The 23,697-nt window shown below is 67.3% G+C and carries 22 protein-coding genes; all 22 read left to right on the top strand.

Going from position 1 to position 23,697, the window contains the following annotated elements; translation table 11 throughout:
* Positions 1–26: 26 nt before the first annotated feature.
* The 22 genes from tsaB (at position 27) to pnp (ending at position 23,566) form a co-directional block, all read left to right on the top strand.
* Positions 27–731, top strand: coding sequence for a tRNA (adenosine(37)-N6)-threonylcarbamoyltransferase complex dimerization subunit type 1 TsaB (gene tsaB / locus ACSJJU_RS05445; protein WP_435914207.1), 705 nt, complete (start codon positions 27–29; stop codon positions 729–731).
* Between the two features lie 23 nt (positions 732–754).
* Entirely contained in the window at positions 755–1,222 is a 468-nt protein-coding gene (locus ACSJJU_RS05440) for a GNAT family N-acetyltransferase (RefSeq protein WP_435914206.1), read from the top strand.
* A gap of 133 nt (positions 1,223–1,355) precedes the next feature.
* On the top strand, positions 1,356–1,772 hold the full coding sequence (locus ACSJJU_RS05435; protein WP_435914205.1) for a MucR family transcriptional regulator: 417 nt from the start codon (positions 1,356–1,358) through the stop codon (positions 1,770–1,772).
* A gap of 180 nt (positions 1,773–1,952) precedes the next feature.
* Entirely contained in the window at positions 1,953–2,387 is a 435-nt protein-coding gene (locus ACSJJU_RS05430) for a Fur family transcriptional regulator (protein WP_435914204.1), read from the top strand.
* Positions 2,388–2,566: 179 nt separating this feature from the next.
* Positions 2,567–3,382: a lysophospholipid acyltransferase family protein gene (locus tag ACSJJU_RS05425; RefSeq protein WP_435914203.1), complete on the top strand. Its 816-nt coding sequence runs from the start codon at positions 2,567–2,569 to the stop codon at positions 3,380–3,382.
* A gap of 147 nt (positions 3,383–3,529) precedes the next feature.
* On the top strand, positions 3,530–4,915 hold the full coding sequence (gene miaB, locus ACSJJU_RS05420; RefSeq protein ID WP_435914202.1) for a tRNA (N6-isopentenyl adenosine(37)-C2)-methylthiotransferase MiaB: 1,386 nt from the start codon (positions 3,530–3,532) through the stop codon (positions 4,913–4,915).
* Between the two features lie 12 nt (positions 4,916–4,927).
* Positions 4,928–5,947 (top strand): PhoH family protein, encoded by a 1,020-nt coding sequence (locus ACSJJU_RS05415; protein WP_435914201.1) that lies wholly within the window; start codon positions 4,928–4,930, stop codon positions 5,945–5,947.
* Positions 5,934–6,458, top strand: coding sequence for an rRNA maturation RNase YbeY (gene ybeY, locus ACSJJU_RS05410; protein ID WP_435914200.1), 525 nt, complete (start codon positions 5,934–5,936; stop codon positions 6,456–6,458). The genes ACSJJU_RS05415 and ybeY overlap by 14 nt, the downstream gene beginning before the upstream one ends.
* Positions 6,451–7,359, top strand: coding sequence for a hemolysin family protein (locus ACSJJU_RS05405; RefSeq protein ID WP_435914199.1), 909 nt, complete (start codon positions 6,451–6,453; stop codon positions 7,357–7,359). Before ybeY ends, ACSJJU_RS05405 begins: the two co-directional genes overlap by 8 nt.
* 92 nt (positions 7,360–7,451) lie before the next feature.
* Positions 7,452–9,023, top strand: a complete 1,572-nt coding sequence (gene lnt / locus ACSJJU_RS05400; RefSeq protein ID WP_435914391.1) for an apolipoprotein N-acyltransferase — start codon at positions 7,452–7,454, stop codon at positions 9,021–9,023.
* Positions 9,024–9,040: 17 nt separating this feature from the next.
* Entirely contained in the window at positions 9,041–9,523 is a 483-nt protein-coding gene (locus ACSJJU_RS05395; protein ID WP_435914198.1) for a helix-turn-helix domain-containing protein, read from the top strand.
* A gap of 203 nt (positions 9,524–9,726) precedes the next feature.
* Positions 9,727–10,902, top strand: coding sequence for a methionine adenosyltransferase (gene metK, locus ACSJJU_RS05390; protein WP_435914197.1), 1,176 nt, complete (start codon positions 9,727–9,729; stop codon positions 10,900–10,902).
* Positions 10,903–11,142: 240 nt separating this feature from the next.
* A complete protein-coding gene (trmB, locus tag ACSJJU_RS05385; RefSeq protein ID WP_435914196.1) occupies positions 11,143–11,838 on the top strand; it encodes a tRNA (guanosine(46)-N7)-methyltransferase TrmB in 696 nt (231 codons plus the stop codon).
* A 275-nt stretch (positions 11,839–12,113) separates the two neighbouring features.
* Positions 12,114–12,782 carry a ribosome maturation factor RimP gene (gene rimP / locus ACSJJU_RS05380; RefSeq protein ID WP_435914194.1) on the top strand — a complete coding sequence of 223 codons (669 nt, stop codon included), beginning with the start codon at positions 12,114–12,116 and terminating at the stop codon, positions 12,780–12,782.
* 16 nt (positions 12,783–12,798) lie between these two features.
* A complete protein-coding gene (gene nusA / locus ACSJJU_RS05375) occupies positions 12,799–14,343 on the top strand; it encodes a transcription termination factor NusA (protein WP_435914192.1) in 1,545 nt (514 codons plus the stop codon).
* Positions 14,330–14,980, top strand: coding sequence for a DUF448 domain-containing protein (locus ACSJJU_RS05370; RefSeq protein WP_435914190.1), 651 nt, complete (start codon positions 14,330–14,332; stop codon positions 14,978–14,980). The genes nusA and ACSJJU_RS05370 overlap by 14 nt, the downstream gene beginning before the upstream one ends.
* Entirely contained in the window at positions 14,977–17,904 is a 2,928-nt protein-coding gene (infB, locus tag ACSJJU_RS05365) for a translation initiation factor IF-2 (protein WP_435914189.1), read from the top strand. The genes ACSJJU_RS05370 and infB overlap by 4 nt, the downstream gene beginning before the upstream one ends.
* A 354-nt stretch (positions 17,905–18,258) precedes the next feature.
* The gene (gene rbfA, locus ACSJJU_RS05360; protein WP_435914187.1) at positions 18,259–18,699 is read left to right on the top strand and encodes a 30S ribosome-binding factor RbfA; all 441 of its coding nucleotides are present in this window, start codon (positions 18,259–18,261) and stop codon (positions 18,697–18,699) included.
* A gap of 324 nt (positions 18,700–19,023) precedes the next feature.
* Entirely contained in the window at positions 19,024–19,671 is a 648-nt protein-coding gene (locus tag ACSJJU_RS05355; protein WP_435914185.1) for an Abi family protein, read from the top strand.
* A 156-nt stretch (positions 19,672–19,827) separates the two neighbouring features.
* Positions 19,828–20,742 carry a tRNA pseudouridine(55) synthase TruB gene (gene truB / locus ACSJJU_RS05350; protein WP_435914183.1) on the top strand — a complete coding sequence of 305 codons (915 nt, stop codon included), beginning with the start codon at positions 19,828–19,830 and terminating at the stop codon, positions 20,740–20,742.
* A 13-nt stretch (positions 20,743–20,755) separates the two neighbouring features.
* Positions 20,756–21,025: a 30S ribosomal protein S15 gene (rpsO, locus tag ACSJJU_RS05345; RefSeq protein WP_435914390.1), complete on the top strand. Its 270-nt coding sequence runs from the start codon at positions 20,756–20,758 to the stop codon at positions 21,023–21,025.
* Between the two features lie 318 nt (positions 21,026–21,343).
* Positions 21,344–23,566, top strand: a complete 2,223-nt coding sequence (gene pnp / locus ACSJJU_RS05340) for a polyribonucleotide nucleotidyltransferase (RefSeq protein ID WP_435914181.1) — start codon at positions 21,344–21,346, stop codon at positions 23,564–23,566.
* Positions 23,567–23,697 lie beyond the last annotated feature (131 nt).

Here is a 23,697-nt window from a genome sequence, read left to right as displayed (position 1 = left end):
CACAGGAAAGCCGCCGGACACCCGTCATGACCATGGCCCCCCTCATCCTCGGCCTCGATACCGCCCTGTCGGGCTGCTCCGCCGCGCTGGTTGGCACCGATGGCACCCTTCTGTGCGAGCGCTTCGAGCTGATCGCTCGGGGCCATGCCGAACGGCTGGTGCCCATGGTGGGCGCGCTGCTGGCGGACGCCGGCGTGGGGCCGGATCGCATCGCCACCGTTGCGGTGGCGCTCGGGCCCGGCAGCTTCACCGGCATTCGGGTGGGGCTGGCCGCCGCCCGCGCCTTCGCACTGGCCTGGGGCGTGCCCTGCCACGGCGTCTCCTCGCTCGCCGCCCTTGCGCTGGCCGGGCTGGACGAGACCGCCGCACGGCGTGAAGGCACGCCGCTCCTCGCCGCCATCGACGCCAGCCGGGGGCAGGTTTATGCCCAGGTCTTCGGCCTGACGGGCGAAGCGCCGGAGGCCCTCGGCGAGCCGGAGGCCCTGACGCCCGCAGAGGCCGCCGCCCTCGCCCGCGCACACGGCTGCTGCCTTGCCGTCGGCTCGGGCGCGGCGCTGGTGAGCGAAGCGAGCAACCAGACCCTCGCCGCCGCGCCGCCCGAATGGACCCGCGCCGCCCACGTGGCGCGGCTGTCGCGCCTGCCGGGCTTCGCCCGCGCGCCCCAGGCCCTCTACGTGCGGCCGCACGATGCCCGCCTGCCCGGCGGGGCCCTGCCGCCCGCCGCCGGCTGAACGCCAGCCCCGGAACACTCCCCATGGTCTGCCTCCTCACACCGGACCGGATCGACGCAGCTCTGCTGGAAGCGCTGATGACCGCCAGCTTCGACCCGCGCTACGGCGAGCGCTGGTCGTCGGAGCAGGTGCTCGCGGCCCTTTCCATCCCGGGCACCGAGGCCGCCATCGTGCGCGCCGGGCCGGGCGACGACAGCCCGGTCGCCTTCGCCCTTGCCCGCCAGGTGCTGGACGAGGCCGAGCTGCTGCTCATCGCCGTTCTGCCCTCCCAGCGCGGGAAAGGCCTCGGCGGCCGGCTGCTGGACCACGCCATCGCCCGGTGCAGGGGTGCGGGCGCACGCCACATGTACCTTGAGGTGCGGGATGGTAATACTGTCGCAACGGCGCTTTATAAATCGAGAGGATTTGAAGTCGTGGGCCGCCGACCCGGCTATTACCGCTCAGATAAGGGCGAACTGCTCGATGCCCTAACGATGCATTTACCCCTATAGTCCATATAAAAGTTAAAGGGCGGAAAAACTTTTACAGACCCCCTTGTCTTTTTCTTCAAAACAGAACATACGCACCGTGTGAGGGGTGCTAATTGAGTTTGAACAATCGCGCTTTGTAAGGGGAAAAGATCCCATGAGCGAACATCCAGGCACTGGCGACGATTTGCTGACGCTGACGGCAGATATTGTTTCTTCGCACGTGGCCAATAACACCGTTGCCGTTTCTGACCTGCCCAACCTCATCGAGAACGTTTACAATGCGCTCTCCCGGTTGGGGAGTGCCCCCGTCAAGGTTGAAACCAAGCAGGAACCTGCCGTTTCAGTGCGCTCGTCCGTCAAGCCGGACTACATCATTTGCCTGGAAGACGGCAAAAAGCTGAAAATGCTGAAGCGTCACCTGATGACGCACTACAACATGACGCCGGAGCAGTACCGCGCCAAGTGGAACCTGCCGGCCGACTATCCGATGGTTGCGCCCAATTACGCCAACCAGCGCCGCCAGTTGGCGAAAAAGATCGGTCTGGGCACCCGCCGCAAAAAGCGGGCCTGATCGAGTAATTCCCAAGTATTAAAATGGCCTGGCGCCTTGCGCCAGGCTTGCCTTTTCGGAAGGTCTTCGCATTACAGGGCCAGAGTTGTGCTTTCCCCGCACGACTCGAGAGGGCCCTGCACCCTTGCGAGGACCTTCTTCTCGCTTTAGTCTTCCACTTCTAGCTGAGGAGTACCGGCCATGGGACAGCACATCGACATTGAAGCGCTTTGCATTGAGCGCGGCATGCGGATGACGGACCAGCGCCGGGTCATCGCCCGTGTTCTGGGCGAGGCGGACGATCACCCCGATGTGGAGGAAGTGTACCGCCGCGCCACGGCCATCGACAAGCGGATCTCCATCGCCACGGTCTACCGCACTGTGCGCCTGTTCGAGGAGGCGGGCATTCTGGAGCGGCATGATTTCCGCGACGGCCGCTCGCGCTACGAGCCCGTGCCCGACGCGCATCACGACCACCTGATCGACCTGGAATCCGGCGACGTGGTCGAGTTCCACGACCCGGAGATCGAGGAGTTGCAGAAGCGCATCGCCGAACGGCTGGGCTACCGGCTGATGGATCACCGGATGGAGCTTTATGGCGTGCGGATCGATTCGCAGAAGCACGGCAACGGCTGACGAGTTGCGTCTGCATTCGCGTCTGCGTCTGGATCTGCGTCTGCGTCTGCACCCCCACCCGCCCCCGCATTCGGCCATGCCGCCGCACGGCATGGCCATTCTGCCCGAAATGACATAGAGAGACGGCAAGCAGCGCCCGACAAGAGGCGCTGCATCCGGGTTTGCGTCAGGCAGGATCTATGGGCACCGCCCCTTTACTCAACCCCTTCTCGGAGACGTTCGACCGGGACTGGCGGGCCATCCGCGCCCTCGCCCAGGCGGCGCTTGGCCTTGCCGTGTGCGGCCCGGCCCAGGCCCTGAGCCTGCGTCTGCGCCCGGACGCCGCGCCGCGCATTCCGCGCGCCTTCCATCGGCTGTTCTGCCGCGCCATCGGCATGCACATCGACGTGATCGGCACGCCGGTGGAGCGCCCGTCCACCCTTTATGTCTCCAACCACATCTCGTGGGTGGACATCCCGGTGCTGGGCTCGCACATCCTCGGCAGCTTCGTCGCCAAGGCGGAGGTGGGCCAGTGGGGCATGGTCACCCGGCTCTCCGACCTGCAACGGACCATCTATGTGGAGCGGGAGCGGCGCACCCGCTCGCGCGAGCAGTCCAACATCATCGCCGAGCGCATGGCGGCGGGCCACAGCATCATCCTGTTCCCCGAAGGCACCAGCACCTCGGGGCGCACGGTGAAGCCGTTCAAGTCCTCCCTGTTCGCCATCGCGGAGGCGGACGGCCTCGGCGTGACGGTGCAGCCGGTGACGCTGGCCTACACCCACATCAACGGCCTGCCCATGCTGCGCTCCATGCGCCACAAGGTGGCCTGGATCGGCGACATGGAGCTGGCCCCGCACGTGTGGGAGCTGCTGGGGCTGGGGCACATCCGCGCGGTGATCCAGTTCCACGAACCGGTGCTGCGCTCGGACTTCCCCGACCGCAAGGCGCTGGCCCGCCACTGCGAGCAGGTGGTCTCCGCCGGGCTGATCCGCGCCAACCGGGGCGAGTTGTAGGATGAAGCGCCCGGCCGGCCCCGGCGGCGGCCGACTCCACCGCATTGAGCGACGGCCCACATTGGGCTATCTACCAACGACAGACGGCCACGGGAACGAAGCGACAGTCGCTGGCGTTCGACGCACAGTTAAGAGCGAGCATTTTCGGTGACGAATTCCACCTCCCCCGGCAGCAAGAAGTTCCTCATCAAGACCTTCGGCTGCCAGATGAACGTGTATGACTCCGAGCGCATGAGCGAACTGCTCGGGAACGAGGGCTACACGCCGACCGAAAACGCGGACGAGGCCGACCTGGTCATCCTCAACACCTGCCATATCCGCGAAAAGGCCGCCGAGAAGGTCTATTCGGAGGTGGGCCGCCTGCGCCAGGCCGCCAACGCCCGCCGGGCCCAGGGCGGCGAGACGCTGATCGCCGTGGCCGGGTGCGTCGCCCAGGCCGAAGGGCCGGAGATCATGCGCCGCGCGCCCGCCGTCAACATGGTGTTCGGCCCGCAGACCTATCACCGCCTGCCCGAGATGCTGGCGAAGGCCCGCGAGGCGCAGACGCGCGGCCAGGCCGCCCGCGTGCTCGACACCGACTTCCCCGCCGAGGCCAAGTTCGACCAGCTGCCGAAGAAGCGCGGCGTGAACGGCCCGGCGGCGTTCGTGACGGCGCAGGAGGGCTGCGACAAGTTCTGCACCTTCTGCGTGGTGCCCTACACCCGCGGCGCGGAGGTCTCGCGCCCCGTCGCCGCCATCGAGGACGAGGTGCGCGCCCTCGTTGACAGCGGCGTTGTCGAGATCACCCTGCTCGGCCAGAACGTGAACGCCTATCACGGCGTCGATGCGGCGGGGCAGGACGTGACGCTGGCCGGCCTCGTGCGGCGCCTGGCCAGGATCGACGGTCTCAAGCGCATCCGCTACACCACGTCGCATCCGCGCGACATGACCGATGATCTGATCGCCGCCCACGGCGAGATCGAGAAGCTGATGCCCTACCTCCACCTGCCGGTGCAGGCGGGCTCGGACCGGATCCTGGCGGCGATGAACCGCAAGCACACCGCCGAGAGCTACCTGAAGCTCATCGAACGGCTGAAGGCCGCCCGGCCGGATCTCGCCCTCTCCGGCGATTTCATCGTCGGCTTCCCCGGCGAGACGGAGGAGGACTTCCAGGCGACGCTCGATCTGGTGAAGGCGGTGCGCTATGCGCAGGCCTACTCCTTCAAATATTCGCCGCGCCCCGGCACCCCCGCCGCCGACATGGAACAGCAGGTGCCGGAGGACGAGAAGTCCGACCGCCTCGCCCGCCTGCAGGCGCTGCTGAACCAGCACCAGCTGGAGTTCAACCAGGCCAGCGTCGGCAAGACCGTGCCGGTGCTGTTCGAGCGCCAGGGCAAGCACCCGGGCCAGCTGGTGGGCCGTTCTCCCTGGATGCAGGCGGTTCATGTTCTGGCACCGGATCACGCCATCGGCGATCTGGTGCACTGCAAGCTGCTCAGCGCGGGCGCCAACAGCCTTGAAGGCGGTCTGGCGGACCGGCTTGCGGCAGCATAAACGCGAGGCTTGATGGGCAAGAAACCATACCGCAACGGCCCCCGCGCCAGCGACGGCGGCAACGACGGCAGCCTTCAGCTGGAATTCGAGGAGGGGCGGCTGCTCGGGCCGCTGTTCGGCGAGTTCGACCAGAATCTGATTGCGCTGGAAAACCGGCTGGGCGTGTTCATCGCCGCACGCGGCAACCGGCTCACCATCGAGGGCGAGCCGGACGCGGCGGCCCGTGCGCGGGATGTGCTCATCACCCTCTACAACCGGCTCCAGCAGGGCGGCGAGATCGAACTGGCCGACGTGGAGTCCGCCGTGGCGCTGTCCGACACGCTGATGCAGCAGAACAGCCTGTCGCCGGACGCAGGCGGCGACTCCCCCGTCCAGATCCGCACCCGGCGCAAGACCATCCAGCCCCGCTCGCCGACCCAGGTGCGCTACATGCAGCACCTGCACAAGAGCGACATGATCTTCGCCCTCGGCCCGGCGGGCACCGGCAAGACCTACCTCGCCGTGGCGCAGGCCGTGCACGAGCTGATCACCGGCAGCGTTGACCGCATCATCCTCTCCCGCCCGGCGGTGGAGGCGGGCGAGCGGCTCGGCTTCCTGCCCGGCGACATGCGCGAGAAGGTGGACCCCTACCTGCGCCCCCTCTACGACGCACTCAACGACATGCTGCCCCCCGAACAGGTGGAGCGCCGTCTGGCCTCCGGCGAGATCGAGGTGGCGCCGCTGGCGTTCATGCGCGGGCGCACCCTCTCGGACGCCTTCGTCATTCTGGACGAGGCGCAGAACACCACGCCGATGCAGATGAAGATGTTCCTCACCCGCTTCGGCACCCGCTGCCGCATGGTCATCTGCGGCGACCCGAGCCAGGTGGACCTGCCGCCGCCGCAGAAGTCGGGCCTTGCCGACGCGGTGTCGCGGCTGGAAGGAATCGAGGGCATCGCCGTGGTGCGCTTCGACCCGAAGGAAGTGGTCCGGCATCCGCTGGTCGGGCGCATTGTGGATGCTTACGACGCGGATCGTCATGCTGAGAATTGAAGCCGAAGTGGAAGCCCCCGCCTGGGACGAGGCGGAGCTTGACTGGGACACGCTGGCCGCCGGCGCCGTGCAGGCCGCCGTGCGCGCGACCCCCTATGCCATGCTGGACCAGTGGCCGGATGTGGCTGTCGAGATCTCGCTGCGGTTCGTCGACGACGAGACCATCCGCGAATTGAACCGCGACTATCGCGGCAAGGACAAGCCGACCAACGTGCTCTCCTTCCCCATGGTGGAGCCGGACGAGCTGGAGACCCCCGGCTTCCTCGGCAAGGAGCTGCTGCTGGGCGACATCGTCATCGCCCACGAGACCACCGCCGCCGAAGCCCGCGAGCAGGGCAAGCTGCTGGCGGCCCATGTCACACATCTCATTGTTCACGGCACCTTGCATTTGCTAGGCTATGACCATGAAACCGACGACGAGGCAGAAGCCATGGAATCGCTGGAGCGCTCCATCCTCGCCAGCATGGGGCTGCCCGACCCTTACGCCAACGGCCCGATAGGCCATGACTGATTCATCCTCTCCCGACCCTGGAAGTAACGTGGTCAGCCGCCTGCTGACCGGTCTTCTCCACCGCCTGCAGAAGCGTCACGGCGATGGCACCCTGCGCCAGAGCCTGGAGGACGTGATCGAGGAACACGCGTTCGATACGGGGCAGGACGACCTCTCCGCCGCCGAGCGCACCATGCTGCGCAACCTGCTCAGCTACGGCGAGCTGCGGGTGGACGACGTGGCCGTGCCGCGAGCCGACATCATCGCCTTCGATGCGGCGGGCAGCTTCGATGAACTGGCCAGACTGTTCGTGGAGGCGGGCCATTCGCGCCTGCCGGTCTACCGGGACAGCCTCGACGCCATCATCGGCATGGTGCACGTGAAGGACGTCTACGCCCATCTGGTCCAGCCCTCGGAGACGGGACCGCCGCGGGTGGAGCAGCTGCTGCGCTCGGTGCTGTTCGTGCCGCCCTCCATGCGCATTCTCGACCTGCTGGCGCGCATGCGCTCCAGCCGCACCCACATGGCCATCGTGGTGGACGAGTACGGCGGTACCGACGGCCTCGTCACCATCGAGGACCTGGTGGAGGAGATCGTCGGCGAGATCGAGGACGAACACGACGAGACCGAAGCCAGCCTCATCCGCCCGCTGCCCGGCGGCAGCTACGACGTGGACGCCCGGCTGGGCGTGACCGAGCTGGAAGCCGAACTGGGCACGGACTTCCTGCCGGAGGAGGACGACAACGACATCGACACGGTGGGCGGCCTCATCTTCGTGCTGGCCGGGCGCGTGCCCGCCATCGGCGAGGTGATCGAGCACCCCTCCGGCTACCGGTTCGAGATCGTGGACGGCGAGCCCCGGCGCATCACCCGGGTGCGGGTGCATCCGCCCGCCGGGTCCGAGGCGGAGGGCGAGGCCTGACCCATGCGCCCGCCCTGCTGATCCGCCGCGCCTGATCCCCGTCCCTTCCGTGGGCTGCCGCCCGAACTCCAGCTCGAGTGTTGTCCTTGCCTGTGCCAAGCCGCATCGAAACTGTCATCGCCCAAGCCGCTGACCGGGTTCGGTCCCTGCCGGCAGGCCGCCAGAACACGGTCGCCCTGGCGGCGGGCGCCCTGAGCGCCCTCGCCTTCGCGCCGCTGAACCTGTTCCTGCTCATGCCGCTGGGCCTGGCCGTGCTGCTGTGGCTGCTGGATACGGCGCAGACCACCCGGCGGGCGGCGGCGCTGGGCTGGCTGTTCGGCTTCGGCCAGTTCGGCGTGGGGCTCTACTGGATCGCCATCGCCTTCCGCTACCAGAGCAACATGCCGCCCGCGCTCGGCCTGCCCGCCGTGCTGCTGCTGGTGGGCGGCTTCGCCCTGTTCATCGCCTTGACCGCCGCCAGCGCCCATCGCCTCTGGACCGGGCGGGCGCGCCGCGCCCTCGTGCTCGCCCTCGTGTGGGTGGCGTTCGAGTGGGTGCGCGGGCATGTGCTCACGGGCTTTCCGTGGAATCTGGCGGGCAATGCCTGGCTGCCCGCGCTGCCGGTGGCGCAGGCCGCCTCCGTGGTCGGCATCTACGGCCTGTCGTTCGTCATGCTGCTGACCGGGGGCGCCATCGCCGTTCTCGCCGACCGCACCAACGGCGCGCGCCGCCTCGCAGGCTTCACGGCGGTGCTGCTGCTTGGCCTCACGCTTTGGGGCACGGCGCGGCTTGCCATCGACCGCCCCCCGGAGACCGAGAAGGGCCCCCTCCTCCACATCGTGCAGGCGGGCATCGGCCAGGACGAAAAATGGAACCCCGCCGCCGAGCGGCGGCACCTGTGGGCGCATCTGGACCTGACCGCCGCGGCCATCCGGCGCTATGGGCCCGGCATCGTCATCTGGCCGGAGACGGCCATCCAGAACTTCATCGAGCACGAACCCAGCACCCGTTATCTGATGGGCCGCCACATCGAGGCGCCGGGCGCGCTCATCACCGGCGGCATCCGGGTGGAGTACGAAGCTGACGGCACGCCGATCGCCCTGCGCAACAGCCTGTTCGTCCTCACGCCCGACGGCGAGATTCAGGCACACTACGACAAGGCCCATCTGGTACCCTTCGGCGAATACATGCCGCTGCGCCACCTGCTGGCGCCGCTCGGCCTCGACCGGCTGGCCCCCGGCGACATCGACTTCGTGCCCGGCCCTGGCGTGCGCACCCTCAGCGTGCCCGGCGTTCCCGATTTCGGCCCGCTGATCTGCTACGAGGTGATCTTCCCGGGCAATGTGGTCGACAAGGAAAAACGCCCGGCCTGGCTGGTGAACATCTCCAACGACGCCTGGTTCGGCCACTCCTCCGGCCCCCACCAGCATCTGGCCATCGCCCGCATGCGCGCCATCGAGGAAGGCCTGCCGGTGGTGCGCGCCACCCCGACCGGCATCTCGGCGATCATCGACTCCCAGGGCCGGCTGAAGGCCAGCCTGCCCCTCGGAGCCCGGGGCGTGGTCACCGGAGAACTGCCCGCGCGGCGGCCCGTCACGCTTTATGCTCGTTTCGGCGATGTGCCGCTGATTTTTGGACTGTTTTTGCTCAGCCTGGGGCTGGTGATCGTCCGGCGCACCGACTAGGGCAAATGGACGATCGTGTGAGCGACCTTGTAGCGTCTGGTCAGGTCATGATGTCTGATACCCCCCATCCGGTCGATGTGCATGTCGGGGCGCGCCTGCGCGCCCGGCGGCGTCTGCTCGGCATCACCCAGGAACAGCTGGGCGAGTCGCTGGGCCTTACCTTCCAGCAGGTGCAGAAGTACGAGCGCGGCAGCAACCGCATCAGCGCCAGCCGCCTGTTCGAGCTCTCCCGCATCCTCTGCGTGCCGATCAGCTACTTCTACGAGGGGGCGGAGGCCGTTGCAGACAACGCAGGCAACGGGCACGCCGTGCCGGCGGCGGCCGCCGCCACGGCGCCGGACGCCAGCCAGCTTGCCTCCCAGGAGACCGGCGAGCTGCTGCGCCACTACTACCGCCTGACCCCGCAGGTGCGCCGCCGCTTCCTCGACCTGCTGCGCTCCCTCACCCCCGGGGAGACCGGCGACAACGGCGGACGCCCGATCCGCCTCGCCGCCGAATAACCAGCCGGACTGCGGCGTCCCCGCCCCGGAGTCCCGCAGGCCCCGGCCGTCTGGCCCGGGCCCGGCGCGGCATTGCCGTGCCCGCAACGACCCTCCACCCATGAATTTAAAGACATAAACATAACTTTATATGCCTTTGATGTTTGGGAGGGGCTGTGTTATGACCCGCCAAGCGACGATATATTCAGCCAGGGATCTCTAGCGTGGGCCGTACCAATTACGTCTTTACCAGCGAGTCCGTTTCGGAAGGTCACCCGGACAAGGTGGCTGACCAGATTTCCGACGCCATCGTTGACCTGTACCTTTCGAAGGACCCCGTCGCCCGCGTTGCCTGCGAGACGCTGGTGACCACCAACCGGATCATCCTGGCGGGTGAGGTGCGGTCGGCGGTTCCCGTGACCGAAGCCGAGCTGGAACAGGCGGCCCGCAACGTGGTGCGCCGCATCGGCTACGCGCAGGACGGCTTCCACTGGCAGACGGCGGAATTCGCCTGCCACCTGCACGAGCAGTCCGCCCACATCGCCCAGGGCGTGGACGAAGACGAGGCCAACGGCAAGGACGAGGGCGCGGGCGACCAGGGCATCATGTTCGGCTACGCCTGCGACGAGACCCCGGCCTGCATGCCCGCCACCCTGTTCTATGCCCACCGGATTCTGGAGAAGCTGGCCGAGGAGCGCCATTCCGGCCGCGCGCCGTTCCTCGAGCCGGACGCCAAGAGCCAGATCACCCTCGCCTATGAGGACGGCCGCCCAGTGCGCGCCACCAAGCTGGTGGTCTCCACCCAGCACGCTGCCGGTTACGACCAGAAGAAGCTGCGCGCCTACGTGAAGGACGTGGCCGCCGGGGTTCTGCCCGAGGGCTGGATGCCGGAGGACGCGGGCATCTACGTCAACCCGACGGGCCTGTTCGAGATCGGCGGGCCGGACGGCGACGCGGGCCTGACCGGCCGCAAGATCATCGTGGACACCTACGGCGGAGCCGCGCCCCACGGCGGCGGCGCCTTCTCCGGCAAGGACCCGACCAAGGTGGACCGCTCGGCCGCCTACGCCTGCCGCTATCTCGCCAAGAACGTGGTGGCGGCGGGGCTGGCCCGGCAGTGCACGGTGCAGATCTCCTACGCCATCGGCGTCGCCGAGCCGCTGTCGTTCTACGTCAACCTGCACGGCACCGGCCGGGTGGCCGAGGAAAAGCTGGAACAGGTGCTGCCCACCCTCATGGACCTGCGCCCCAAGGGCATCCGCACCCACCTGGGGCTGAACCGGCCGATCTACGAACGCACCGCCGCCTACGGCCACTTCGGCCGCACCCCGGACGCGGACGGCGGCTTCTCCTGGGAGCGCACCGACCTGGTGGACGCCCTGAAGGCGGCTGTCCGGTAGGAGAATGGATGCGAGGGACTCCGTCCCTCGCGCTCCCGTTCGTTCAGAGGGCCGCGCCCCTGTCCGCGCGCACGTCCCGAAAGGAGATCGGGAGGTGCAGGAGGGACCAAGTCCCTCCTGCAAAAACCGCGCGATTCCCCCTAAACCGGGTGTCACTTTCCGGCCGATGCGCTACAAGGCGCCGCCGGAGCCGGGCGCGCCCGGACAGTGAACGGAATGCGAGACAACGGCAGGCAGGCCATGACCCAGGACCCGACCACCCTCCGTCGCCTTTACGGGCGGCGCAAAGGCTTCAAGCTGCGCAACCGCCAGCAGCAGCTGGTGGAGGAGTTGCTGCCGCGGGTCGCCGTGCCGCTGCCGCCCGGGGGGCAGACGCTGGACCCGGCCGCCCTGTTCGACCGGCCGGTGACGGACGTGTGGCTGGAGGTGGGCTTCGGCAAGGGCGAGCACATGGCCACCCTCGCTGCCCGCCACCCGGACATCGGCTTCATCGGCTGCGAGCCGTTCCAGACCGGCGTTGTCGGCGCGCTCAACCATATTGACGAGAAGCAGCTGCCCAACATCCGCCTGCACATGGGCGACGCGCTGGAGGTGCTGGAGCGCCTGCCCGACGCCAGCCTCGGGCGCGTGTTCCTGCTGCACCCCGACCCCTGGCCCAAGGCCCGCCATGCCAAGCGGCGGTTCGTGAACCCGGGCCCCCTTGATGTGGTCGCCCGCAAGCTTCGCCCCGGCGGGGAGTTCCGCCTCGCCACCGACCACCCGGTCTACATGCGCTGGGCGGTGATGCAGATGAACCGGCGCGACGACTTCCAGTGGACTGCCGAGACGCCCGCCGACTGGGAAACCCGGCCGGACGACTGGCCCGCCACCCGCTACGGCCAGTGGGCCGAATCCGAAGGGCGGCCGATCTGGTACTTCCGCTACCTGCGCCCCTGACGGCCGGACGGGGCGGGGCACGGCCCGGAAAAAGCGAAAAGGGGGTCGCGGGGAGAAACCATTTTCCCCTCATGCGAAAAAAAATTGACCCTCCAATCCCCTGTACAGACCGCCGAATCATGCCATTGGGGCGCATGTTCAGGCGTGGCTTGTCTTTCTCGCCAATTCGGCTTATATCCCTTGTGATCTTCCACATGGTGAACCCTTGAGGAAGTCGCCACAGGGGCTGGGGCGGCAACCCCGGGGTTTTGCCTTTCGCTGTACGGGAAACGGATTTGGCCAATATTGAACGCCTGCGCGACCTGATCGAACCCATCCTCACGAAGATGGGCTACGAGCTGGTGCGCATCACGTTCGGCGGCGGCGAGCGGCGTGCCACCCTTCAGGTGATGGCCGAACGCCCCGAGACCGGCCAGCTGGTGATCGAGGATTGCGCCGAGATCAGCCGCGCCCTTTCCCAGATGCTGGACGAGGTGGACCCGATCCCGGGCGAATACAACCTGGAGGTCTCCTCCCCCGGCATCGACCGGCCGCTCACCCGGCCGAAGGATTTCGTGAACTGGGCTGGCCACCTGGCCCGCGTCAATGCCAAGGCACCGGTTGGGGGACGCAAGCGTTTTTCCGGCACGCTGCTCGGCCTTGAGGACCAGGACGTGCTGATCGAAACGGAGACCGGCACCGCGCGCATTCCCCTGAGCGAGGTGGATACCGCCAAGCTGGTGCTGACCGATGCGCTGATCGAGGCCACCACACCCGAATGGCGCGCCGAGGCGGATGCCGCCGCACGCGAGGCCCGGGACGCAAGGAAAAACCCGAAGAAGGCAGACGGGAAAAGGAACAGGGCAGCAAGGCCTGACGGCCGCCGCAACGGCGCCGCGCACGACGCTGCCGCCCGAACCGCCAACGACGACACTGATGACACCCTAGAGACCGACGACAACTAGGAAACGCGAGGACAACATGGCTACCGCTGTCAGCGCCAACAAGATGGAACTGCTTGCCATTGCCGACGCCGTGGCGCGCGAGAAGGGCATCGACAAGAGTGTCGTGCTCGAGGCGATGGAAGAGGCGATCCAGCGTGCCGCTCGCGCCCGCTACGGTTCGGAAAACGACATTCGCGCCAAGATCGATCCGCGCACCGGCGACATGCGCCTGTGGCGCGTCGTCGAGGTGGTCGAGCAGCCCGAGGACCTGTTCAAGCAGATTTCGGTGGTCGACGCCCAGTCCCGCAAGGAGGGCGCGCAGGTGGGCGACTTCATCGCCGACCCGCTGCCGCCGCTGGACTTCGGCCGCATCGCTGCCCAGACCGCCAAGCAGGTGATCGTGCAGAAGGTGCGCGACGCCGAGCGCGAGCGCCAGTACAATGAATACAAGGATCGCGTGGGCGAGATCATCACCGGCGTGGTCAAGCGCGTCGAGTTCGGCCATGTGGTCGTCGATCTCGGCCGGGCCGAGGGCGTCATCCGCCGCGACCAGCAGATCCCGCGCGAGACGCTGCGCGTGGGTGACCGCGTGCGCGCCTACATCGCCAACGTGCGCCGCGAGAACCGCGGCCCGCAGATCTTCCTCTCCCGCGCTCACGGCGACTTCATGCGCAAGCTGTTCGCCCAGGAAGTGCCGGAGATCTATGACGGCGTCATCGAGATCAAGGCCGTGGCCCGCGACCCGGGCTCGCGCGCCAAGATCGGCGTCATCTCCAACGACAGCTCCATCGACCCGGTCGGCGCCTGCGTCGGCATGAAGGGCAGCCGCGTCCAGGCGGTGGTGCAGGAGCTGCAGGGCGAGAAGATCGACATCATCCCCTGGTCGCCGGATCCGGCCACGTTCATCGTGAACGCGCTGCAGCCGGCGGAAGTGACCAAGGTGGTGCTGGACGAGGAGGACCGCCGCATCGAGGTGGTGGTGCCGGACGACCAGCTGAGCCTGGCCATCGGCCGGCGCGGCCAGAACGTGCGTCTGGCCAGCCAGCTCACCGGCTGGACCATCGACATCCTGACCGAGGCCGAGGAGTCGGAGCGCCGCCAGAAGGAATTCAAGGAACGCTCCGAGATGTTCATCAACGAGCTGGACGTGGACGAGACTCTCGCCCAGCTGCTGGTGGCCGAAGGCTTCACCGAGCTGGAGGAAGTGGCCTACGTCGAGATCGAGGATCTGGCCGAGATCGAGGGCCTCGACGAGGACGTGGCTCAGGAGCTGCAAAGCCGCGCCCAGGAAGCGCTGGAGCGCCGCGCCGAGAAGGCGCGCGAGGAGCGCCGCCAGCTTGGCGTGACCGACGAACTGGCCGCGCTGCCGGGCCTCACCGAGCCGATGCTCGTGGCGCTGGGCAAGGCCGGCATCAAGACGCTCGACGATCTGGCCGATCTGGCCACCGACGAGCTGATCTCGAAGCGGGACGGCATCCTGAAGGATTTCGGCCTCAGCGAGGAGGAGGGCAACGCGGTCATCATGGCGGCGCGCGCCCACTGGTTCGAGGACGAAGCCGGGGATACGAGTGACCAGAACTGAGGACGAGCTCATCTCCGAGAGGCGCTGCCTTCTCACCGGTGAAAGCAGGGACCGGGCGGGCCTGATCCGCCTGGCGCTCGGCCCCGATGGTGAGCTGGTACCTGACCTGGCCGCCAAGCTGGGCGGCCGCGGGGCGTGGATCAGCCCCAATCGCCCGGCCCTGGAAGCCGCCCTCGCCAAGGGCAAGCTGAAGGGGCTGGCAGCGCGCACCCTGCGCGTGGATGCGCGCACGCTCGAGGTGGCGGACGACCTGCCCGAGCAGATTCGTCTCGGGTTGGAGCGGCGCTGCCTCTCCCGCCTGGGCCTTGAGAATCGGGCCGGAAACCTGACCTTCGGGTTCGATCGGATTCTCAGTGCCATTCGCACCGGGCGCGTATATGCTCTGGTGCATGCAGGCGACGCAGCCCATGATGGGGCCGCCAAGCTGGGCAGCGCCCTGCGCCAGATCCGGCCTGATGGTCATATGCTGCGATTACCCGTTGCCAGGGCCGAATTGAGCTTGGCGTTGGGTCGTGAAAATGTGGTACACGCTGCGGTCACTGACTCGGGGGCCGCACGTCGTATCTTGGAAGACGCGCGCCGCTGGTGTGCTTTTGTTGAATTTCCGGGCTCGGAAATTGGGACGGTTCGTGGATGACTGACGATAAGAAACTCACCCTAGGCTCGCGGCCACCGCTGGGCATCAAGAAAACAATTGAAGCCGGCAAGGTCAAGCAGAGCTTTAGCCACGGGCGCTCCAAGACCGTCATGGTCGAGGTGAAGAAGCGCCGCGTGCTGAAGCGGCCGGGTGAGGACGAGCAACACGAGGAACAGGACATCGTGACCACGGCGCCCGCGGTGCCCGCGGTCACCCAGCCTGAGCCCGCCGCTCAGCCGGAACCCGCTCCTGCGCCTGCACCGGCTCCCGAGCCCGAGCCGGTGGCCGAGGCGGCACCTGCCCCCGCGCCGGAGCCCGTGGTCGAAGCCGCGCCGGTCGCCGAGCAGGCCCCGGTGGCGCCGGCCGCGCCCGAACCCGCCCCTGCCCCCGAGCCCGCACCGGCCGTCGAGACGGCCAGGGCGCCCGAACCGGCTGCCGCGCCTGCTGAACCTGCCGCGCCGGCAGCGGCCGCTCCGGCCACGACCAAGCCCGCGCAGCCCCAGGGCCGCGAGGCCCGCGGCGATGCCCGCACCGGCCAGCCGCAAGGCGGCCGCGGCGGCCGCGATGGCCGCCAGGGACAGGCGCGCGGCGGCCAGCCGCAGCGCCGGGGCAGCGGAGGCCCGATCTCCGACCTGGACCGCCTGACCCGTCAGGAACGGGTGCAGGCCGCCCTGCGTCAGGCCGAAGAGGAGCGCATGCGCGCCCTTGAGGAACAGCGCCGCCGCGCCGAGGCGGAGCGCGAGGCCGCGCTCCAGGCCGAGCGGGAAGCCCGCGAGGCCAAGCGCCGCGCCGAGGAAGAGGCGGCCCGCCTCGCCGCCGAGGAAGCCCGGCGCAAGGAAGAGGAAGCCAAGCGCAAGGCCGCCCAGCCGAAGCCGGCCGCTGCCGAGCGCGCCGCGCCGGCCGCTGCGGCCGAGCGCCCCGGCAAGCGCCCGCTGATCGCGGACGACGAGGAGGAGGTCCGTCGCGGCCCCGCCGGTCCGGTCAAGCGCAAGCCCGAGGCGCCCAAGGTCGCCCGCACCCGTGGTGACGAGCGCCGCCAGTCCGGCAAGCTCACTGTGGTGCGCGCGCTGGAAGATGAGGACTCGGTCCGCGTCCGCTCGCTCGCCGCGCTGAAGCGCGCCCGCGAGAAGGAAAAGCGCGCCCACATGATGCAGGGCCCTGCCACCAAGCAGGTGCGCGAAGTCGTAGTGCCGGAGACCATCACCGTTCAGGAACTGGCCAACCGTATGGCCGAGCGCGGCTCGGACGTGATCAAAGCCCTGTTCAAGATGGGCGTGGTGGCCACCCTCAACCAGTCCATCGACCAGGACACCGCCGAGCTGATCGTGACCGAGTTCGGCCACACGGTGAAGCGCGTGGCGGAATCCGACGTGGAAATCGGCCTGACCGGCGGCGAGGATGCGCCGGAGTCGCTGAAGCCGCGTCCGCCGGTGGTGACCATCATGGGCCACGTCGACCACGGCAAGACCTCGCTGCTCGATGCCCTGCGCGGCACCGACGTGGTGGCGGGCGAAGCCGGCGGCATCACCCAGCACATCGGCGCCTATCAGGTGACCCTCAAGAACGGCGAGAAGATCACCTTCCTCGATACGCCGGGCCACGAGGCCTTCACCGAGATGCGCGCCCGCGGCGCCAACGTCACGGACATCGTCATCCTGGTGGTGGCGGCCGATGACGGCCTGATGCCGCAGACCATCGAGGCCATCAACCACACCAAGGCCGCCGGCGTGCCGATGATCGTGGCGATCAACAAGATCGACAAGCCGGCCGCGAACCCCAACAAGGTGCGCGAGATGCTGCTGAACCACAACGTGCAGGTCGAAGCCTTCGGCGGCGACGTGCAGGATGTGGAGGTGTCGGCCCTCAAGAAGCTGGGCCTCGACGAGCTGACCGAGAAGATCCTGCTCCAGGCCGAACTGCTGGAGCTGAAGGCCAACCCGGACCGCTCGGCGGAAGGCACCGTGATCGAGGCCAAGCTGGACAAGGGCCGCGGCCCCGTGGCCACCGTGCTCGTCAAGCGCGGCACCCTGAAGGTGGGCGACATCTTCGTGGTCGGCGCCGAATGGGGCAAGGTCCGCGCGCTGGTCGATGACAAGGGCCGCCAGGTGAAGCAGGCCGGCCCGAGCCAGCCGGTGGAGGTGCTGGGCATCTCCGGCGTGCCGGGGGCTGGCGACAGCTTCTCGGTCGTCGAGAACGAAGCCCGCGCCCGCGAAGTGGCCGAGTATCGCGCCACCCTCGCCCAGCGCAAGCGCCAGGCCGTCGCCCCCACCACCCTGGAGTCCATGTTCTCGGCCCTCAAGGCCAACAAGACCCAGGAATTCCCGGTGGTCATCAAGGCCGACGTGCACGGCTCGGTGGAAGCCATCTCGGCCGCCATCGCCAAGCTTTCGACCGACGAGATCAAGACCCGCGTGCTGCACGCGGCCGTGGGCGGCATCACCGAGTCCGACGTGACGCTGGCCAAGGCCTCCAACGCGCCGATCGTCGGCTTCAACGTCCGCGCCAACGCCAAGGCCCGCGAAGTGGCCGAGCGCGACGGCGTGGTGCTGAAGTACTACGACATCATCTACGACCTGATCGATGACATGAAGGCCGCCATGGCCGGTCAGCTGGGTCCGGAGATGGTGGAGAACGTGGTGGGCCGCGCCGAGGTCCGCGAGGTGTTCTCCGCGGGCAAGGCAGGCAAGGCCGCCGGTCTCATCGTCCGCGAAGGCACCCTGCGCCGCAACCTCAAGGCGCGCATCCTGCGCGACGACGTCATCGTCTACAACGGCGCGCTCTCGTCGCTGCGCCGCTTCAAGGACGACGTCAACGAGGTTCGCGCCGGCCTGGAGTGCGGCGTCACGCTCGAGAACTTCCAGGACATCAAGGTGGGCGACATCATCGAAGCCTACGAGATCGAGCAGCGCGAGCGCACGCTCTGAGACACGGCGGGGGTCTGGCGACAGAGCCCCGCTTCCCTTTCGTCACGCCCGCGGGCGGTTTCTCCAGAGCCTGTGGCAACGGGCACAGGAGAAGCCGCCCGCAACGGCTTTCCGGGGGGTGATTTTTTTTCAGGGAATTATTGCAGGAGGGGCTTGCCCCTCCTGCACCTCCCTTTCGTTCCGGGACGTGCGTGCCCTTGCAGGGCCCGGCCCTGCGCCCCCCCCGGTTCGAGAAAAGGGCCGCAGGCACGGTCCGATAAAACGAACGGGAGTGCAGAGGGACTGAGTCCCTCTGCAAAAAGCAGAGAAAACGGACTAACGAACAAGGCTCACCGAGCCGAAGGACACTGAACCATGCGCCATCAAACCACCGACACCGGCCGCTCCGTGCGCCTGCTGCGCGTGGGCGAGCAGATTCGCCATGTGCTGTCCGAAGTGCTGGCGCGCGGCAACGTGCAGGATGACGTGCTGGCCAGCCACCTGGTCACCGTGACCGAGGTGCGCGTGTCGCCGGACCTGCGCCATGCGACCGTGTTCGTGGTGCCGATGGGCGGCTCGGACGAGGCCGAGGTGCTGGGCGCGCTGCGCCGCAACGGCCGCTACCTGAAGGGCGAAGTGGGCCACCGCATCCGCATGAAATACACGCCCAACCTGGTGTTCCGCGTGGACCACAGCTTCGCCGAGGCCAGCAAGATCGACTCCCTGCTGCGCGACCCGCGCGTGGCGCAGGATCTGGGCCGCTACCAGATCCCCGAGGATGACGAAGACGACGGGGACGAAGACAGCCGCGACTGACCGCCAGCGCGGGCACAGCCGGGCAAACCCGATCCACACGGCCTCGATCATCCGATCGGGGCCGTTTTGCAGTGCAGCCCGGCAAATGAAAAAAGGCAGGCCTTCGCCTGCCCCCAAAAAAGCTTACCCCGGAAAAAGCTTACCCCGGAAAAAGCTTACCCCGGGCGCATGCCTTGCGGCAGAGGCGACACCGGGGTGCATGACAATGGGATAATCCAGCAGCGAACAGATTTCAAGTCCTGTTCGCCATTTTACAATATTTCTATTATCGTTATTCCTCTATAACCGGATCCGGCGGCATAAATATAAAGATTCGGATCTTCAATGCCTCTGACGCCGCTGCAAAATGCCTTTTCTTACGCAAGACTGGGGCGTTATCTTGACTGGGCGAATGGCAATCCGGCCGCTGCTTTTAAGCTTTATACTTTAAATTCCCAACTGTCCGAGGCGCTTTATATTCCGCTTCAGGCGCTGGAGCTTGCGCTGCGCAACCGGATACACGAAGCGATGAGCCTTCAGTTTGGCGAAGACTGGCTGCTGGCCCCGGGACGGTGCCTGCATGAGCGGCAAATGCAGAAGGTTCGGCGCGCCCTTGAGGAGCTGACGGTAAACCGCAAGGCCCATACCCCGGAACAGGTGCTCGCCACCCTCTCCTTCGGCTTCTGGACCGCGCTTCTCGGCAAGGACTACGAGGACATATGGCGCGCGGCACTGTACCGGATCGCCCGCAAGCCCGATGGCAGACGTGTTTCGCGCAAGAGCCTTTCAGCCCCGCTCGCCACCATCCGCAAACTCCGCAACCGAATCGCGCATCATGAGCCGATCCTGCATTACAATCTGCCAAGGCATCATGCCGACACCCGCCAGCTCATCGGCTGGCTCTCGCCCGAGGCTGAACAGTGGTGCGCCGGGTGCGACCGCTTCCCGGCGCTCTACCAGGAAAATCCCGTCCACCTGCTGCTTGCGGCGTGACAAGGCGCAACGGCAAGGGGCTGCACGCAGGGGCTTGTCAAACGGCCCGCCAGCCGTGACATGGGGGCGCGCCCGGCGCAGTGCGGACTGCGCCGTTTGTGAACCTGTCAGCATCCCCGTTTGCGTCCCCGTTTGCGTCCTCCTATGAGTGCCTCCATGACCGAACCCAGCCCCGCTTCCGCCCGCCTTCACGGCTGGCTCAACATCGACAAGCCGCTCGGCATGAGCAGCGGCCAGGTGGTGGCGGCGTGCAAGCGCATCCTGCGCGGGACGCTGCCCAAGGGATGGAAGATCGGCCACGGCGGCACGCTGGATCCGCTGGCGACCGGCGTTCTGCCGGTGGCGCTCGGCGAGGCGACCAAGCTGACCGGCTACATCCTCGACGCCACCAAGGGCTATGACTTCACCCTCCGCTTCGGGGAGGCCCGCGCCACCGACGACGGCGAGGGCGAGGTCATTGCCACCTCCGACGTGATCCCGGACGAGGCCGCCATCCGCGCCGTGCTGCCCCGGTTCACGGGCGAGATCGAGCAGGTGCCGCCCGTCTACTCCGCCCTGAAGGTGGACGGCGCGCGCGCCTATGCCCTCGCCCGCGCCGGCGAGACCGTGGAGCTGAAGCCCCGGCGCGTCACCATCCACCGGATTGATTTTCTGGGGGCGAGCGGCACCGAGGCCCGATTCTCGGTGCTCTGTTCCAAGGGCACCTACATCCGCTCGCTGGCGCGGGACATCGCGCAAAGCCTCGGAACCGTGGGCCATGTCTCGGTGCTCAGGCGCACCAAGGCGGGGCCTTTTGACCTGCAAACCGCGATTCCACTGGACAATCTCGAACTTCTCGTTCAAGACCAACATCCAGAACAGGCACTTTTGCCTGTGACCGCCGGGCTGGACGACATCCCGGCTTTGGCGGTCGACCCCCGCGAGGCTCTCCTGCTGCGGCAGGGACAGAGGCTCGACGGGACCTCCCTTCGTCCCGGGACCTACATGGCGATGGATGGGCAAACGCCCGTGGCCATCGTCGAGGCCGTTGGTGGTCAGGTCCGGGTGCTGAGGGGACTCAACCTGACGTGATAAGGAGACCATGATGTCGATTACGGCTGAAAAGAAGCAGGCGATCATTGCCGACTTCGCCCGCACGGGCAACGACACCGGTTCGCCAGAAGTGCAGGTCGCGATCCTCACCGAGCGCATCGCCAACCTCACCGAGCACTTCAAGACCCACAAGAAGGACAACCACTCCCGTCGCGGCCTTCTGATGCTGGTCAACAAGCGCCGCAAGCTGCTCGACTACGTGAAGTCGCGCGACGTTGCGCGCTACCAGGCTCTGATCGAGCGTCTGGGCCTGCGTCGCTAAGTGCGACTGCCGGACCAAACACAGTTCTAGCAGGCGGGGAGGGAGTCGGCCCGGGGCCGTGTTCCTCCCCGCTTTGCATATGGGCCGAACATTTTTTTGGTCTCTCAGCCCTTTACGGGTCTATGTGTTTGTTGCGTACTGAGGCACAGTCCTGTGTCGGGGCTTCTCCGCCGCGCCCTGACTCCACAGGTTTTACAAGGCGGATACCGGGAGCAATCGCAGGCGTTGATCAGCAGCGCCTGCGGGAATTGCTCCCGTCAAACAGGCAAGCTGTGCGGCCAGGCAATAGGGCTTGGTTGCGGATGAGAAAGACACTCAATGTTTGATATTCAGAAGAAAGAAGTGATCTGGGGCGGGCGCAAGCTCACTCTGGAGACGGGCCGCATTGCCCGTCAGGCCGATGGCGCCGTGCTCGCCACCTACGGCGAAACCGCCGTTCTCTGCACCGTGGTGGGTGCCAAGAGCGTCAAGGAAGGGCAGGACTTCTTTCCCTTGACCGTCCACTACCAGGAAAAGTTTTTCGCCGCCGGCAAGATTCCGGGCGGCTACTTCAAGCGCGAGGGTCGCCCGAGCGAGCGTGAGACCCTCATCTCCCGCCTGATCGACCGCCCGATCCGTCCGCTGTTCCCGGAAGGGTTCTACAACGAAGTGCTCGTGATCTGCCAGACCATGTCCTACGACGGCGAGAACGACCCGGACGTGGTGGCGATGGTCGGCGCCTCCGCCGCCCTCACCCTCTCGGGCATTCCGTTCCTGGGGCCCATCGGCGCGGCCCGCGTTGGCTACATCAACGGCGAGTACGTGCTGAACCCGACCATCGAGCAGATGCAGGAGTCCGAGCTTGACCTGGTGGTCTCCGGCACCCGCGACGCCGTGCTGATGGTCGAATCGGAAGCCAAGGAGCTGCCGGAAGACGTGATGCTGGGCGCGGTGATGTTCGGCCAGAAGGCCGCGCATCCGGTGATCGACGCCATCATCGAGCTGGCGGAAGTGGCCGCCAAGGAACCGTGGGAGCTGCCGGAGCAGCCGGACACCTCCGAGCTGTACGGCAAGATCCGCGAACTGGTGGAAGCCGACCTGCGTTCGGCCTACGCCATCACCGCCAAGTCCGAGCGCCGCGCCCTCATCGACGCCGCCAAGACCCGCGCGGTCGAGACCTTCGGCGAGGAGCACGGCGCCCAGCTGGTGGGCAAGCTGCTGAAGAAGCTGGAGCAGGACATCGTCCGCACCGCCATCCTCAAGGAAGGCAAGCGCATCGACGGCCGCGACACCAGGACCGTGCGCCCGATCGACGTGCAGACCCAGGTTCTGCCGCGCACCCACGGCTCGGCCCTGTTCACCCGCGGCGAGACCCAGGCGATCGTCACCACGACGCTGGGCACCGGCGACGACGAGCAGATGATCGACAGCCTGGACGGCACCCGGCATGAGCATTTCATGCTGCACTACAACTTCCCGTCCTATTCGGTCGGCGAAGTGGGCCGCTTCGGCTTCCAGGGCCGCCGCGAAATCGGCCACGGCAAGCTGGCCTGGCGCGCCCTGCGCCCGGTGCTGCCGCCCAAGGACACCTTCCCGTACACCATCCGCGTGGTGTCGGACATCACCGAGTCCAACGGCTCCTCGTCGATGGCCACCGTCTGCGGCGGCTCCCTGGCGCTGATGGACGCGGGCGTGCCGCTGGTCCGCCCGGTGTCGGGCATCGCCATGGGCCTGATCCTCGAGGGCAAGGACTTCGCCGTCCTGTCCGACATCCTGGGTGACGAGGATCACCTGGGCGACATGGACTTCAAGGTGGCGGGCACCGAGAAGGGCATCACCGCCCTTCAGATGGACATCAAGGTGGCCGGCATCACCGAGGAGATCATGCGCGTGGCGCTGGAGCAGGCCCATGAGGGCCGCGCCCACATCCTTGGCATCATGAACAAGGCCCTCGGCGGTGTGCGTCAGGAAATGTCGCAGCACGCGCCGCGCATCGAGACCATCAAGATCCCGAAGGACAAGATCCGCGAAGTCATCGGCACCGGCGGCAAGGTCATCCGCGAGATCGTGGAAGTCACCGGCGCGAAGATCGACATCGAGGACGACGGCACCGTCAAGGTTGCCTCCTCCAACCAGGAGCAGATCAAGGCCGCCCTCAAGTGGATCGAGGGCATCGTGGCCGAGCCGGAAGTGGGCCGGATCTACGAGGGCAAGGTCGTCTCCATCGTCGACTTCGGCGCGTTCGTGAACTTCCTCGGCAGCCGCGACGGCCTCGTCCACATCTCCGAGATCAAGCCGGAGCGCGTGGCCAAGGTGTCGGACGTCCTCAAGGAAGGCGAGATGGTCAAGGTCAAGGTGCTCGGCATCGATGACCGCGGCAAGGTGCGCCTGTCCATGCGTCTGGTGAACCAGGAAACCGGCGAGGAGCTGCCGGACGAGCGCCCGGCCCGCGAACAGCGCGGCGAGCGTTCGGAGGGCGGCGAAGGTGACGGCGAAGGCCGCGGCGAGCGCGGCGGCGATCGTGACCGCCGTCGTCGTCGCAGCCCGCGCAGCGACGGCTGACCCTGACAGAAAAGAGGGGATTGAACCGGAGCGAAAACCTCCTATCTTCCCCCTTGATGACAAGCGGTAAAGGGCTCCAGTCGGAGCCCTTTATCGTATGTCCTGCCTGCCGCCGCCAAGAGAAGCGGGAA

The sequence above is a fragment of the Pedomonas sp. V897 genome (genome assembly GCF_051304405.1).
In the GTDB taxonomy this organism is placed as follows: Bacteria; Pseudomonadota; Alphaproteobacteria; order Sphingomonadales; family Sphingomonadaceae; genus Pedomonas.
The sequence above is the reverse complement of the archived record's forward strand: the minus strand, read 5'-3'. Positions and strand labels throughout refer to the sequence as shown.

Coding starts and splice junctions, on each gene's coding strand:
- tsaB (WP_435914207.1), top strand. CDS start 27: ATGACCATGGCCCCCCTCATCCTCGGCCTCGATACCGCCCTGTCGGGC.
- ACSJJU_RS05440 (WP_435914206.1), top strand. CDS start 755: ATGGTCTGCCTCCTCACACCGGACCGGATCGACGCAGCTCTGCTGGAA.
- ACSJJU_RS05435 (WP_435914205.1), top strand. CDS start 1,356: ATGAGCGAACATCCAGGCACTGGCGACGATTTGCTGACGCTGACGGCA.
- ACSJJU_RS05430 (WP_435914204.1), top strand. CDS start 1,953: ATGGGACAGCACATCGACATTGAAGCGCTTTGCATTGAGCGCGGCATG.
- ACSJJU_RS05425 (WP_435914203.1), top strand. CDS start 2,567: ATGGGCACCGCCCCTTTACTCAACCCCTTCTCGGAGACGTTCGACCGG.
- ACSJJU_RS05415 (WP_435914201.1), top strand. CDS start 4,928: ATGGGCAAGAAACCATACCGCAACGGCCCCCGCGCCAGCGACGGCGGC.
- ybeY (WP_435914200.1), top strand. CDS start 5,934: ATGCTGAGAATTGAAGCCGAAGTGGAAGCCCCCGCCTGGGACGAGGCG.
- ACSJJU_RS05405 (WP_435914199.1), top strand. CDS start 6,451: ATGACTGATTCATCCTCTCCCGACCCTGGAAGTAACGTGGTCAGCCGC.
- trmB (WP_435914196.1), top strand. CDS start 11,143: ATGACCCAGGACCCGACCACCCTCCGTCGCCTTTACGGGCGGCGCAAA.
- nusA (WP_435914192.1), top strand. CDS start 12,799: ATGGCTACCGCTGTCAGCGCCAACAAGATGGAACTGCTTGCCATTGCC.
- infB (WP_435914189.1), top strand. CDS start 14,977: ATGACTGACGATAAGAAACTCACCCTAGGCTCGCGGCCACCGCTGGGC.
- rbfA (WP_435914187.1), top strand. CDS start 18,259: ATGCGCCATCAAACCACCGACACCGGCCGCTCCGTGCGCCTGCTGCGC.
- ACSJJU_RS05355 (WP_435914185.1), top strand. CDS start 19,024: ATGCCTCTGACGCCGCTGCAAAATGCCTTTTCTTACGCAAGACTGGGG.
- truB (WP_435914183.1), top strand. CDS start 19,828: ATGACCGAACCCAGCCCCGCTTCCGCCCGCCTTCACGGCTGGCTCAAC.
- rpsO (WP_435914390.1), top strand. CDS start 20,756: ATGTCGATTACGGCTGAAAAGAAGCAGGCGATCATTGCCGACTTCGCC.
- pnp (WP_435914181.1), top strand. CDS start 21,344: ATGTTTGATATTCAGAAGAAAGAAGTGATCTGGGGCGGGCGCAAGCTC.